Origin of the sequence: Burkholderia sp. IT-111MI5, from assembly GCF_949752865.1 — a bacterium.
Classification (GTDB): domain Bacteria; phylum Pseudomonadota; class Gammaproteobacteria; order Burkholderiales; family Burkholderiaceae; genus Burkholderia; species Burkholderia pyrrocinia_C.
On record NZ_CATKIF010000011.1, the window covers coordinates 77,288 to 91,189 of the forward strand.

The window sequence follows — 13,902 nt, forward strand, 5'->3', positions numbered from 1 at the left end:
GCATCAGGTGCAACCGAGCATGGAAATCGTATCGATATCGGTCTAACCTCGAAAGACCATCGATCGATACAAAATCTGGATGATTGAACTGCACCAGCTTCGCTGCTTCGTCGCGGTGGCCGAGGAGCTTCATTTCGGCCGCGCGGCCAGGCGGCTCTTCATGACGCAGCCGCCGCTCAGCCGGCAGATCCAGTTGCTCGAGCACGCGCTCGGCATCGCGCTGCTCGAACGCAGCAGCCGGCAGGTGAGCCTGACCGCGGCCGGCGAGCGTTTCCTGCGCGACGCGCGGCACATCCTCGAATTCTCCGCGCGGGCCGAGCAGGCCGCGCAGCGCGTCGCGCACGGCGGGGCCGGCCGCATCACGCTCGGCTTCACGGCCGTCAGCGCGTACCGGATGATCCCGATGCTGCTGGCGCACGCCGCGCACGCGCTGCCGGACGTCGACGTCGAATTGCGCGAGATGGTGTCGACCGTGCAGATCGACGCGCTCGCGTCGCGGATGCTCGACGCGGGTTTCGTGCGCCAGCGCGCCGCGCGCCAGCCGCTCGAATACCGGCTCGTGCAGCGCGAACCGATGCTGGTCGCGGTCGCGCAAGGCGCGCCGCTCGCCGCGTGCGAGCGCATCGGCCCCGACGATCTCGACCGGCAGCCGTTCATCGCGTATTCGCCGAACGAGGGGAAGTATTTCCACGACATGATCTCCGGCCTGTTCGCGAACGCCGGGCGGCTGCCGAACTACCTGCATTACGTCGGGCAGACGCATACGATCCTCGGCCTCGTGCGTGCGGGGCTCGGCGCGGCGCTCGTACCGGCGTCGGCGCGCGAGCTGCATGTGGACGGCGTGGTGTTCCGGCCGCTCGCTGGCGTCGACGCCGCAGCGGAGCTGTATCTCGCGTGGCGGGCGGACAACGACAACCCGGCGCTGCCCGTGTTCAACGCGATGGTCGAGCGGTTTCTCGCGCAGGAGCAGGGCGGCGCGGCGGCGTAGCACGTTCGGGCCGTGTCACAGGTTTTCAATCCGGAAGCTTGCGGCGCCGCGATGGCAAGCAATCCAGCGCCGCAACAACCTCGCCAATCCGAACCTGATCCTGGCGGGCCAGCATCTCGTGATTCCGGTCCGGTAGCGGTGGCGTGACGTGGACGAAGGTCGGTGAAGGGAAGTAAAAAACGCGCGGCCCGGCGGAGGCAATCCGCCGGGCCGCGCGCAGATTGGCGTCAGTGAGTGATCGACAGGAACAGGTACGCGGCGAACAGCGACAGGTGCACGACGCCGTGCAGCACCGTCGTGCGCCCCTGGCTGAGCGTCAGCGTGCTGACCAGCAAGGTGAGCGCCAGCAGCACGGTTTCCATCGCGCCGATGCCGAGCGTGAGCGGCTGGCCGATCCAGATGAACACGGCCGCGACGGTCGGGATCGTCAACCCGATGCTCGCGAGCGCCGAACCGAGCGCGAGGTTCATGCTGGTCTGCAGGCGGTTCGCGCGCGCGGCGGTGACGGCCGCGAGGCCTTCCGGCAGCAGCACGAGCGCGGCGATCACGATGCCGACCGCGGCTTCGGGCGCGCCGAGCTTCAGCACAGCGTGCTCGACGGCCGGCGACAGCAGCTTCGCGAGCAGCACGACCGCGACGAGGCTCGCGAACAGCAGCAGCATGCTGATCGCCGCGGTTCGGTTGCTCGGCGGCGCCGCGTGCACCGATTCGTTCGCGCTGTCGTGCTCGGTGAGGAAGTAGTCGCGGTGGCGCACGGTCTGCACGAACACGAATGCACCGTACAGCACGAGCGACGACACGCCGGCGAACGCGAGCTGCGATTTCGAAAAGAACGGGCCCGGTGCGGCGTTCAGGTAATTCGGCATCACGAGCGACAGCACCGACAGCGAAGCCAGCACCGCGAGCGCCTTGCTCGCGCCGCGCCCCTGGAAGTCCTGTTCGCCGTGCTTCCACGCGCCGACCAGCAGGCAGATGCCGACGATGCCGTTGCAGATGATCATCACGGCGGCGAACACGGTGTCGCGCGCGAGGCCCGATTTCTCCGGGCCCGCGCCGAGCATCACCGACACGATCAGCGCGACTTCGATGACGGTCACGGCAACCGCGAGCACGAGCGTGCCGAACGGTTCGCCGACGCGGTGCGCGACGACTTCCGCATGGTGGACGGCGGCGAACACGGCGCCGGCCAGTGCGGCGGCGAACACCGCGATGACGAGGCCTTCGGCCGGCACGGCGCGCGACAGCGCGAGTACCAGCCATGCGGCAAGCGGGGCCCAGAGGGTCCAGCGCGGGAGCTGGTTGGACGAGAGCGGCATGGAGGGTTTCCTTATGCGAGTGGCGGCGCGCGACGCGCCGTCACGGGGTGACGAAGCCCGGCCGTACTATCCGCCGAACGAGGACGATGAAACCGAAGGGTGGCCGCGCGAAATGGCGCTGCCTCGAGTTCGCCGCGATGAGGCGGCGACGGGCGCGGGCGGGCCGGAGCCCGTCGCTGGATGAAACGGTTCGATGCGGCTGGCCGCCGATGGCGGGGCGAATAATCGTGACGACGCGCCGGCCGGACGCTCGGTTCCGACCCCGGAAGGGCATCGGACGATGGACATCGGTGGCGGCGTGACACGCGGTTTCCCCCTGAAATCCGTCGAGTTGTCGAATTTTATCAGGCGTTTGGGGGCCGCAATCTCATATTCGAATGCTTTCATTGACCTTTCGGTTTACAAAAAGTGCCCCAATTCTTCAATTTTTTGTCTTTGTAGTTTCCGTAACGGTCTCTTGCACGACAAATTCGGGCTCGCCCTGACATAAATCTACCGACCGGTCGGTTTATAATCGCTCGCACTTCCACTTCATGACGGATCGCAAGCGATGGCTGTTTCCTCTGCACATTCGGTGAACTCGGGCGCGCTGGCGCCGTCGGCCATCGTCGGCGTGATCGGCGCCGGCGCGATGGGCGCGGGCATTGCACAGGTCGCGGCGGCGGCCGGCCATTCGGTGCTGCTGTACGACCTGAACGAAGCGGCCTGCGACAACGCGCTGGCCGGCATCCGCGCGCAGTTCGCGCGGCTCGCGGAGAAGGGGCGGCTCGAACCGGCACAGGCCGACGCGGCCGGCAACCGGATCCGCGCGGTGCGCGCGCTGGCCGATCTGGCGGGCGCCGCGCTGATCGTCGAGGCGGCGGCCGAACGGCTCGACGTGAAGCGCGACATTTTCGCGACGCTCGAACGCCATGTCGACGACGCGTGCCTGCTGGCGACCAACACGTCGTCGATCTCGATCACGTCGATCGCGGCCGGGCTGCGCGTGCCGCAGCGCGTCGCCGGCCTGCACTTCTTCAACCCGGCGCCGCTGATGGCGCTCGTCGAGGTGGTCAGCGGGCTGGCGACCGCGCCCGACGTTGCACAGGTCCTGTATGCGACCGCGGCCGCGTGGGGTAAACAACCCGTGATGGCGAAATCGACGCCGGGCTTCATCGTGAACCGCGTCGCGCGGCCGTATTACGCGGAGGCGCTGCGCGTGCTGAACGAGCAGGGCGGCGCGCCGGCGTCGATCGACGCGGTGATGCGCGAGGCCGGCGGCTTCCGGATGGGGCCGTTCGAGTTGATGGACCTGATCGGCCATGACGTGAACTTCGCGGTGACCGAATCGGTGTTCCGCGCGTACTTCAACGACCCGCGCTACACGCCGTCGCTGATCCAGCAGGAACTCGTGAACGCGGGTTTCCTCGGGCGCAAGTCGGGGCGCGGCTTCTATTCGTATGCGGCCGGCGCGACGCCGCCCGCGCCCGATCTCGAGCCGCAGCGCGATGCGCCGGCGGATGTCACGCTGTACGCGCAGGACGGCCCGGCCGCCGAGCTGCACGCGCGCTTCGCCGAACGCGTCGCGCTCGCGCGACCGGCCGGCGCGCATCCGGACGACCTGCTCGCGACGGCCGGCCGCGCATCGATCGCGCTGACCGACGGCCGCACGGCGACCGCGCGCGCCGCGCAAACGGGCGTGGCCGATCTCGTGCTCGTCGACCTCGCGCGCGATTACGCGCAGGCCGGGCTCGTCGCGCTGACGCGTGCGCTCCAGTGCAGCGATGCCGCCTATGCGGACGCGGTCGGTCTGTTCCAGCAGGCGGGCTTTCGCGTCGTCGGCGTGGCCGACGTGCCGGGGATGATCGCGATGCGCACCGTCGCGATGCTCGCGAACGAGGCGGCCGACACGGTGAACCAGGGCGTGTGCTCGCCCGCCGATCTCGATCTCGCGATGGAGAAGGGCGTGAACTACCCGTGCGGCCCGCTCGCGTGGGCCGATGCGATCGGCATCGGGCGTGTGTTTCGCGTGCTGTCGAACCTGGCGGCGAGCTACGGCGAGGACCGCTATCGCGTGTCGCCGCGCATCGCCGCGCTGCATGCGGCCGGCCGCACGTTCCGGTCGTAGCCGCCGGCCCCGGCCACTCCGATTACCCCGAACACGATAACGACATCACTCCATTGGAGGAGCACCCCGATGACCCACCCGACGCATCCCGCCGCCGCCCTCGAACCGATCGAGACCGCCAGCCGCGACGAACTGCAGGCGCTGCAGCTCGAGCGCCTCAAGTGGTCGCTGCGCCACGCGTACGACAACGTCCCGCACTATCGGCGCACGTTCGATGCGGCGGGCGTGCATCCGGACGACCTGAAGACGCTCGCCGATCTCGCGAAATTCCCGTTCTCGACGAAGAACGACTTGCGCGACAACTATCCGTTCGGGCTCTTCGCGGTGCCGCGCGAGCAGGTCGTGCGCGTGCATGCGTCGAGCGGCACGACGGGCAAGCCGACCGTGGTCGGCTACACCGCGCGCGACATCGACACATGGGCGAACGTGACCGCGCGTTCGATCCGCGCGGCCGGCGGCCGCCCGGGCGACACGCTGCACAACGCGTTCGGCTATGGCCTCTTCACGGGCGGCCTCGGGATTCATTACGGCGCGGAGCGGCTCGGCTGCATGGTCGTGCCGATGTCGGGCGGGCAGACCGAGAAGCAGGTGCAGCTGATCCGCGATTTCGAGCCGAAGATCATCCTCGTCACGCCGTCGTACATGCTGAACCTGATCGACGAGATGGTGCGGCAGGGGATGGACCCGGCCGAGTCGTCGCTGAAGATCGGCATCTTCGGCGCCGAGCCGTGGACGCAGGCGTTGCGCGAGGAAGTGGAGACGCGCGTGGGCATCGACGCGCTCGACATCTACGGACTGTCGGAAGTGATGGGCCCGGGCGTCGCGTGCGAATGCGTCGAGTCGAAGGACGGCCCGGTGATCTGGGAAGACCATTTCTACCCGGAGATCATCGATCCCGTCACGGGCGAAGTGCTGCCCGACGGCAGTCAGGGCGAGCTCGTGTTCACGTCGCTGACGAAGGAAGCGATGCCGGTGATCCGCTACCGCACGCGCGACCTCACAGCGCTGCTGCCGCCGACCGCGCGCGCGATGCGCCGTCTCGCGAAAATCACCGGCCGTTCCGACGACATGCTGATCGTGCGTGGCGTGAACGTGTTTCCGAGCCAGATCGAGGAGATCGTCGTCGCACTGCCGGCGCTGTCGGGCCAGTTCCAGATCACGCTGTCGCGCGACGGTCACATGGACCGGCTCGACATCGCGGTCGAACTGCGCTCCGAGGTTGCGGCGTCCGTTACCGAAAGCGATCGCGCCGTGCTCGCGCGCGAGTTGCAGCACCGGATCAAGACGATGGTCGGCGTGTCGTCCGGCGTGACGGTGCTCGCGGCGGGCGGCATACCCGCGACCTCGACCGGCAAGGCCCGGCGCGTGATCGACCGCCGCCAGGCCGCCTGATTCCGATGTTTGCCGTTCTACCCGAGGAAACCTGTTCGATGGATGGATTGAAGACCCTGGCCGTCGCGGTCGATGCGCGCGGCATCGCGACCGTTGCGCTGCAGCGCGGCGACGTGCTCAACGCGTTCGACGAGACGATGATCGCCGAGCTGACCGACGCATTCACGGCGCTCGGCCGGCGTGACGACGTGCGCGCGATCGTGCTGCGCTCGGATGGCCGCGCATTCTGTGCGGGCGCCGACCTGCAGTGGATGCAGCGCGCGAGCGCGAACGATGCGGCCGCGAACCTGCGTGACGCGCAGCGGTTCGCCGCGATGATGCGCGCGATCCGGCAGTGCCCGAAGCCGACGGTGGCTCGCGTGCAGGGCCACGCGTTCGGCGGCGGCGTGGGCCTGTGCGCGGCCTGCGACATCGTGATCGCGAGCGACCATGCGCGCTTTTCGGTGAGCGAGGCGCGTTTCGGAATCCTGCCGGCCGTGATCGGCCCGTATCTGGTCGAGGCGGTCGGCCAGCGCCAGGCGCGCCGGCTCGCGCTGACCGCGACGCAGCTCGCCGCCGGCGAAGCCGTCGCGATCGGCCTGATCCACCAGGCCGTGCCGCTCGACGCGCTCGACGAAGCGCTCGAACGGACGCTCGCCGAACTCGCTCGCAACGGCCCGAACGCGCTGATGGAAATCAAGCGCTTCTTCGACGCGATCGGCGAGTATCCGCCGTCGGACGAGCGCGCGGCGTTCACCGCACAGACGATCTCCCGCGTGCGGGCGACGCCGGAGGCGAAGGAGGGCTTCGCCGCGTTCTTCGCGAAGCGGCCGCCGGCGTGGGAAGCGGGCGCCGAGTAAGGGCAAAGCACGACGATCGACGGCTAAGCGCGCCCGGCCGCATTTTGCGTCTCGGGCGCGGGCGCTTGCTCTACAATGCGTGACCCCCGGCACGCTGCCGGCCCAGCCCCGACCGATTCTTCGCCCGATGATCGTCAACCGCCTTATCTCCGAGATCCTGTTCGGCTTCACCGGCCTGATCGGCATCATCAATCCGATCGGCATCGCGTTCCTGTTTCTCGAGCGGACCGAGGCGCTCACCGAGCACGAGCGCGACCTGCTCGCGAGGAAGGTGGCGTTCAACGCGTTCATCGTGCTGATGGTCGCGTTCTTCGCCGGCACGCCCGTGCTGCATTTCTTCGGGATCTCGATGGAGGCGCTGCGGATCGGCGGCGGCCTGGCGGTCGCGGTGGCGGGCTGGCAGATGCTGAACGAGCCCGACGTGCCGGGCGGCGGCGACACGCCGGTCAAGCCGATCGACGCGAACGCGATCATGACGCGCGCGTTCTTCCCGCTGACCGTGCCGCTGACGGTCGGCCCCGGCTCGATCTCGACCGCGATCGCGCTGAATGCGAACCGCACGCACAAGCTGTCGGAGTTCATGCTGTCGAGCATCGTATCGATTGCCGTGTCCGTGCTCGTCGCCGTGGTGATCTGGCAAACCTACAGCCGCGCCGCGCTGCTGTCGCGCTACCTCGGCACCGAAGGCACCAAGGTCGCGATGCGCGTGTCGGCGTTCCTGCTGCTGTGCATCGGCGTGCAGATCATGTTGACCGGCTTCTCCGCGTTCCTGCAGCCGATCGCCGACCAGGTCAAGTAACCCGCCCGTCCTTTTCCGCGTTGCGACCGTGCGCCCGATGCGCGCGGCGTGCCGGCGTGCGCGCCCTGCGCGTTTGCGCGGTGCGGGATAACATGCGACGTCTGGCGGATGCGCGGCGCACCGTTCGCGCCCTGCGCGCCGAATGACGGCGCGCATCCGGCCGCAAGCTCAACTTCAATGACGAGGCGTGCGATGGAATACGTGAAATTCGGATCGACCGGGCTGGAAGTATCGAAACTGGTGCTGGGCTGCATGACGTTCGGCGAGCCGTCGCGCGGCACGCATCCGTGGACGCTGCCGGAAGCGGAAAGCCGCCCGATCATCCAGCGGGCGGTCGAAGCCGGCATCAACTTCTTCGATACCGCGAACATGTATTCGGACGGCACGTCGGAGGAGATCGTCGGCCGCGCGCTGCGCGATTTCACGAAGCGCGACGACGTCGTGATCGCGACCAAGGTGTTCTACCGGATGCGGCCGGGGCCGAACGGCGCGGGCCTGTCGCGCAAGGCGATCATGACCGACATCGACCAGAGCCTGAAGCGGCTCGGCACCGATTACGTCGACCTCTACCAGATTCATCGCTGGGATTACGGCACGCCGATCGAGGAGACGCTCGAGGCGCTGCACGACGTCGTGAAGGCCGGCAAGGCGCGCTATATCGGTGCGTCGTCGATGTTCGCGTGGCAGTTCGCGAAGGCGCTGTACACGTCGAAGCAGAACGGCTGGACCCGCTTCGTCAGCATGCAGAACCACCTGAACCTGCTGTATCGCGAGGAAGAGCGGGAAATGCTGCCGCTGTGCGAATCCGAGGGCATCGCGGTGATTCCGTGGAGCCCGCTCGCACGCGGCCGCCTGACGCGCAACTGGGACGAATCGTCGGAACGGCAGCAGAAGGACGACGTCGGCCAGCGGCTGTACGACGCGACGGCCGATGCGGACAAGGCGGTCGTCGACGCTGTCGCCGCGATTGCCGCCGCGCGCAACGTGCCGCGCGCGCAGGTCGCGCTCGCATGGGTCGCGCAAAAGCGCGGCGTCACCGCGCCGATCGTTGGCATCTCGAAGCCGCAGCAGCTGGACGATGCGCTCGGCGCGCTCGAATTGAAACTGACCGACGACGAGATCGCCACGCTCGAAGGCCCGTACGTGCCGCATGCGATCGCCGGGTTCAACTGAGCGCGGTATCTCGCCGGGCGGCGCCGCGCGCCGGGATCAGCGCGCGGCGTCGAGCATCGGGTAGGTGAACAGGCCGAAGTGGACGACGTTCAGCCCCACATGCGCGAGCGCGGAGGCGAGCAGTCCGCCGCGCCGCCACGCGAGGCCGTAGCCGACGCCCGCCGCCGTGCCGAGCACGATCCATTGCCAGCCGCCGGCCGCGTGCGCGGCGCCGAACAGTACTGCGCCGATCGCGAGCGCGGCCCACGGGCCCCATGCGGACGCGCGGAGCGCGCGCGTCAGCCCGCCTTGCACGTAGCCGCGGAACAGCGCTTCCTCGGCGAGCGTCACGAGCAGCAGGTTGTTCACGAGCCACAGCCAGCCCGACGCCGGCCATTTGGGCGCCCAGCCGACCATCCCGAACGCGAGCGCGCCGGCCAGGCATGCGGCGGCCGTCGCGACGGCCGCCACCGCGCCCGTGCGCAGCGCGCGCGGCAGCGTGACATCGGGTGCGACCCACGGCAGCACCCACAGCAGCCACAGGCCGACCAGCGGCTTGTCGAGATTCAGGTACATCGTGAACGGCACGGCGTCCGGCGTGAAGCGCGTCGGGGCGATCACGAGCGGATTGTGGAAACCGGGGATCAGGTGCAGGCTCAGCGCGATCGCGAGCGCGGCAAATACCGCGTGCGCGGCGATCCGCACCGCGAGCGGGCGCGCGGGTGACACGCCCCACGCGGCCGCGGCCAGCAGCGCTAGCGGCGCCAGCGCGACCGGTTCGAGCTTGCCGAACGCCAGCGCGCCGGCATAGCCGAGCACGGCCAGAATGAGGCTCAGGCCGTGCTGCGGGCGATACCACACGAGTGCGGCGGCCGCGAACAGGGCGAGCCAGATCGTGGCGCACGGAAGGAGCGAAAGGGACATGACAGGAAACGCATAGGTCGGACAAGACGCCGCGCATCATACAGCAGGCGCGGCGACATGCCGCCGGGCCGGCGCCGGCCGGTCGGCCGTCAGCGGCCGGCGACCTCGGTGACGCCGTCGCGGGTCGGGATGTCGACGCTGTTGCGCACGCGCATCCGCCGCCGGTACCAGAATGTCCACATCAGCAGACAGCCGAACACGGTGTAGCCCATGATCGGCGACACGACCAGCACGCGCTCGACGGGCCAGGTCACGACCATCCAGCAGCGCAGCAGCATCTCCAGCGTCATGAAGGCGCCCCATACGAAGGTCATCCGGCGGAGCATCTGCCGCAGCCCCGGCTGTGCTGCCCAGACCGATTCGAAGTGCGCGGCGCCGCCGGCCATTTCCCGCGCCACGGTGGCGCGGGCCAGATAGAAGATCAGCGGACGTTCGCGGAACAGGGACAGCAGGAACACGATGCCGATCGTGCCCGACGCGAGCGACTCGCGCATCAGCAGCGTGCGCGGGCTGCCGCCGAACGCCATTCCGGCGATCGACAGCGCGATGCCGAGCAGCACGATAGCCGCCACCGCGTCGACGCGGCGCGAGCGGACGAATTCGACAATCGACCAGATGATCGGCGGAACCGCCGACGCGTAAAGCGCGCCGGTTTCGCCGAAATACGGATGCGCGACCCGGTACGCGACCCAGGGCAGCAGCAGGTTGACGAAGAGTTCGAGAATCAGGCCGGCTCGCGGTTTCACGGTACGCAATTCCACGCAGGTTGGGGCGAACGCGCGACGGGCGTGGTTGCCCGCGGCTGCCCTGAAAAGGGTTCGGTCCAGTATATCGAAGAATCGCGCCGGGCTGCGGTGTTGCAACGGCCGTTCGCCGCCGGCGCGTTGGTCACGCATCACGCATTGGGGCTGCCGGCAGCGTGATCGTGACCGTGGTGCCGTGCCGCACGACGCTATGCACGTGGATCTCGCCTGCGTGCCGTTCGACGACCGCCTTGACGAACGCCATGCCGAGCCCGACGCCGCCGGTTTCCGGTTGTCCTGCGGTGCGAAAGCGCCGGTAGCGCTCGAACAGCCGCGTCTGGTCCGTGCTGCTGATCCCGCATCCGCTGTCGCGAATCGTGCAGCGCACGGTCTTGCCGTCGGCGCTCGGCTCGACCCGGCATTCGACGCTCGTCAGCGATGCGCTGTACTTGATCGCGTTGTCCAGCAGGTTGATCAGCGCGCGCGACAGCAGGGCCGGGTCGCCGAGCACGATCGCGTCGTCGCGGCGCGGCACGTCGTCCATCGAAATGAGCTTCTGGTGCGCGTGCGGCCAGACCGCGTCGCGCGCCTCGTTCATCAGGTCGGCGAGGTTGACCGGCACGCGCTCGTATTCGCTGGCCTCCGCACGCGACAGCTGAGCGAAACCGTCGGCCATCGCCAGCGTGTGCCGCACGAGTTTGCCGATTCTCGCGAACTGCCGCTTCTTCTGCGCGTCGTCCGCATGCTGTTCCTGCGTGGCGATCAGGATGATCAGCGACGTCAGCGGCGCGCGCATGTCGTGCGAGAACAGCGTCAGCATGTCGTTGCGCTGGCGCTCGAGCATGTCGCGGCGTACGTAAGCGTTGCGCAAGGTCTCCAGCGCTTGATGAATGCGGGTGATCTCGGGCGCGATTCCGCGCGGCATCGCGACGTGAGCCGTATCGCCGTTGCTGAGCGCGATGATCCGGCGGCCGAGCGTATCGAGCGGCTTCGACAGCAGCCGCTGCGTGCCGCGCGCGAGCGAGAACAGGATCGCGATGCTGAGCGCCGTCGCGAACGCCGACATCGCAACCTTGATCCGGGCCGTGTTCCGGTCCGAAATGACACGACGCCGGGCAACGTCGATGACACGGTCGCGCAGCAGTTCGCACGGCCGGAAGTACGGGACGATCGTCCTGGAAAAATCGGCGGCGCTCATCGTGTAGGCGCCAGTCTGGCCGTTCGCGACGATCGTGTCGACGAGCGGGAGAAGATGAGTGTCGAACGCCGCGTTCAGCTGTGCATACTCGCGCGCCACGTCGACATCGTCGAGCTGCGCGCCGATCGCGCCGTCGACCAATGCGCGCAATTGCTCGATGCGTCCGCGCATCCGCATGATGTCCGCGAACTGCGCGCGGTCGAGCGGCTGCCGCGCGAACATCGGGGCAATGAGCAGCGAACCCGTGCGCCCCGCGTATTCCCGGAGGTCGCTCAGCAGCCGCGCCAGCAGGATCGCGCCCGACGTGTGCGGGTCGCGCATTGCCGTATCGGTCATCGCGCCGTCGATCAGTAACGAAACCGTGTCGACGGCCCGGAACAGGTGCGCCTGCGCGTGCTGGATATCGTGAACGGTCCGTGACGCGAGCGGCCGTGCGTCGAGCGCGTCGACTTCCGCGCGTGCGTCGGCGAGCGTGACCCGGATCGCGTCGAGCGCGTGCAGCAGGTTGCCGCGCTTGCGATCGTCGAGTGCGCTCGCCTGCCCGATGCCGGCGCGAAAGTGTTCGAGCGCCTCGTCGGATCGCGCACGCGCGGCGAGCAGGTTGCGCACTTCCGTCGCTTCGTCGTGCTGCAGGCGTACCAGCAGGTCGTTCGTCGGGCCGCGCTCGGCCGAGATCATGTTGGCCGCGACCATCGCGCCGTGGATTAATTCGAAGCCTTGCAGGTCGGCGTTTTCCTGCCGGTATTGCCGGAAACTTCCCCAGACGATCGTGCCGCACAGCAAGGCCAGCAGCGTGGTGACGAGCGCGAAGCCGATATGCGTCTTCTGCTGGATCGTCAGCGATCGACCGTTGTTTGCATATTCCCGATTAAATGACATATTCATGACGCGTCATGTTTGCAAGCTATCCCGGGTAGGCCCGGGTTCTCGGCCTGTCGGCGCCGTTGCGCCGTGAGGTTCAACAGGTATTTCGCCGTCACGCGGCGGCAACGATCCTGACCGGGATGCCGGATCGCGCGTTGCACAGGATCGCCTTGCGCCACCTTCCTGTCGACACCGGATGAATCGTGCTTGACTCGGGGGAAACCCTGATCTCTGGTTCGACGGGTGGGGTGTTGCGGCTAATGGTTTGGATTGCGAATGTTTTGAATCGCCGTGTATGGCCGGAGAACGGCTTGAAATCGCTTCGGATGACGACAGCAGGGAAGAGGGCGCTGGAGGGGAATCGTTCGGCAAACGTTTGCGTCGCCCATGTCCGGGGCGACTCTTGCGGGAGGAACAACGGCACGCGTGCCGCGGCACGAATCGTTGCCGCGGCCGCGTGCGCCGTCAGGCGACGGCAGGCTGGACGATGATTTTCACGTTCCGGTCCTTGTGGTTGACCAGTTCTTCGAAGCCTTGCGTGACGATGTCGCCGAGCGCGATGCGTCCGGTGATGAGCGGCTGCACGTCGATGCGGCCGTCCGCGATGAAGCGGATCACGTCCGCGAATTCGCCGTTGTACGCGAGCGAGCCGATCACTTCCTTCTCGGTCGACACGATGTCGAAGAAGTTGAACGACGTCGGTTCCTCGAAGATGCCGACCATCACCGACTTGCCGGCCTTGCGGATCACGTCGATCGCCAGTTTCGCGGTGGCCGTGTGCCCGATGCACTCGAACGACACGTCGGCGCCGTAGCCGCCCGTCAGCGCCTTGACTTCCGCGATCGCGTCGGACGTCTTCGGATCGATGACGATGCTCGCGCCGACTTCCAGCGCCTTCTGCTTGCGCGCGGCCGACATTTCGAGCGCGATCACGCGCCCGGCGCCGGCGGCCTTCGCGCACATGATCGTGCACAGGCCGATCGTGCCCGCGCCGACCACGACGACGGTCTGCCCGACGATGTTGCCGGCCTTCTTCACCGCGTGCAGCCCGACCGCGAGCGGTTCGATCAGCGCGCCGGCTTCGGTCGGGAAGTTGTCGGGCAGCTTGTACAGCAGCTCGGCCGGCACGTTCACGTATTCGGCGAACGCGCCGTTGTTCATCAGCCCGGTGAACGCGAGGTTTTCGCAGATGTTGTACAGCCCGTGCCTGCAATACCAGCAGGTGCCGCAATGCTGGCACGCGTCGGCCGTCACGCGGTCGCCGACCGCGAAGCCCGTCACGCCCGCGCCGAGTTCGGCGATCTCGCCGCTGAACTCGTGGCCGAGGATGCACTGGCCCTTCAATCCCGTCAGCGGATGCGGCGCATCGACCGGGATGAACACGGGGCCCGCGACGTATTCGTGCAGATCGGAGCCGCAGATGCCGCACCAGTGCACGCGAATCGTGACCCAGCCGGCCGGCGGGCGCTCCGGAACGGGAACCTCTTCGACGCGGATGTCGTGGCGGCCGCGCCAGACGGCGGCTTTCATGCTGCGGGCGGTAGTCGGTGCCGGTGTACTCACGTTGCTGTCTCCGTCAG

The 13,902-nt window shown here is 68.1% G+C and carries 11 protein-coding genes; 6 read left to right on the plus strand and 5 right to left on the minus strand.

Going from position 1 to position 13,902, the window contains the following annotated elements; genetic code table 11:
* Window positions 1-79 precede the first annotated feature (79 nt).
* Window positions 80-988 (plus strand): LysR substrate-binding domain-containing protein, encoded by a 909-nt coding sequence (locus ACM6JT_RS08565; protein WP_034180237.1) that lies wholly within the window; start codon window positions 80-82, stop codon window positions 986-988.
* A gap of 227 nt (window positions 989-1,215) precedes the next feature.
* On the opposite strand, the gene ACM6JT_RS08570 is transcribed toward ACM6JT_RS08565, so the two are convergent.
* A complete protein-coding gene (locus ACM6JT_RS08570; RefSeq protein ID WP_414856271.1) occupies window positions 1,216-2,304 on the minus strand; it encodes a calcium:proton antiporter in 1,089 nt (362 codons plus the stop codon).
* 550 nt (window positions 2,305-2,854) lie between these two features.
* Between ACM6JT_RS08570 and ACM6JT_RS08575 the strand changes: the two genes are divergently transcribed.
* The 5 genes from ACM6JT_RS08575 (at window position 2,855) to ACM6JT_RS08595 (ending at window position 8,614) form a co-directional block, all read left to right on the plus strand.
* A complete protein-coding gene (locus tag ACM6JT_RS08575; RefSeq protein WP_414856272.1) occupies window positions 2,855-4,411 on the plus strand; it encodes a 3-hydroxyacyl-CoA dehydrogenase in 1,557 nt (518 codons plus the stop codon).
* 69 nt (window positions 4,412-4,480) lie between these two features.
* Window positions 4,481-5,803 carry a phenylacetate--CoA ligase PaaK gene (gene paaK, locus ACM6JT_RS08580; RefSeq protein ID WP_105392383.1) on the plus strand — a complete coding sequence of 441 codons (1,323 nt, stop codon included), beginning with the start codon at window positions 4,481-4,483 and terminating at the stop codon, window positions 5,801-5,803.
* A 38-nt stretch (window positions 5,804-5,841) separates the two neighbouring features.
* On the plus strand, window positions 5,842-6,642 hold the full coding sequence (locus ACM6JT_RS08585) for an enoyl-CoA hydratase-related protein (protein ID WP_414856273.1): 801 nt from the start codon (window positions 5,842-5,844) through the stop codon (window positions 6,640-6,642).
* Between the two features lie 127 nt (window positions 6,643-6,769).
* Window positions 6,770-7,441, plus strand: coding sequence for a MarC family protein (locus ACM6JT_RS08590; RefSeq protein ID WP_034180232.1), 672 nt, complete (start codon window positions 6,770-6,772; stop codon window positions 7,439-7,441).
* A gap of 192 nt (window positions 7,442-7,633) precedes the next feature.
* Entirely contained in the window at window positions 7,634-8,614 is a 981-nt protein-coding gene (locus ACM6JT_RS08595) for an aldo/keto reductase (RefSeq protein WP_414856274.1), read from the plus strand.
* A gap of 36 nt (window positions 8,615-8,650) precedes the next feature.
* On the opposite strand, the gene ACM6JT_RS08600 is transcribed toward ACM6JT_RS08595, so the two are convergent.
* From ACM6JT_RS08600 to ACM6JT_RS08615, 4 genes are all read right to left on the minus strand, one after another.
* Complete coding sequence (locus ACM6JT_RS08600) at window positions 8,651-9,517, minus strand: lysostaphin resistance A-like protein (RefSeq protein WP_414856275.1); 867 nt, start codon at window positions 9,515-9,517, stop codon at window positions 8,651-8,653.
* 89 nt (window positions 9,518-9,606) lie between these two features.
* Complete coding sequence (locus tag ACM6JT_RS08605) at window positions 9,607-10,263, minus strand: VC0807 family protein (protein WP_414856276.1); 657 nt, start codon at window positions 10,261-10,263, stop codon at window positions 9,607-9,609.
* 142 nt (window positions 10,264-10,405) lie between these two features.
* Window positions 10,406-12,343, minus strand: coding sequence for an ATP-binding protein (locus tag ACM6JT_RS08610; protein WP_414856277.1), 1,938 nt, complete (start codon window positions 12,341-12,343; stop codon window positions 10,406-10,408).
* A gap of 444 nt (window positions 12,344-12,787) precedes the next feature.
* Entirely contained in the window at window positions 12,788-13,852 is a 1,065-nt protein-coding gene (locus ACM6JT_RS08615) for a 2,3-butanediol dehydrogenase (RefSeq protein ID WP_414856728.1), read from the minus strand.
* Between the last annotated feature and the right edge of the window lie 50 nt (window positions 13,853-13,902).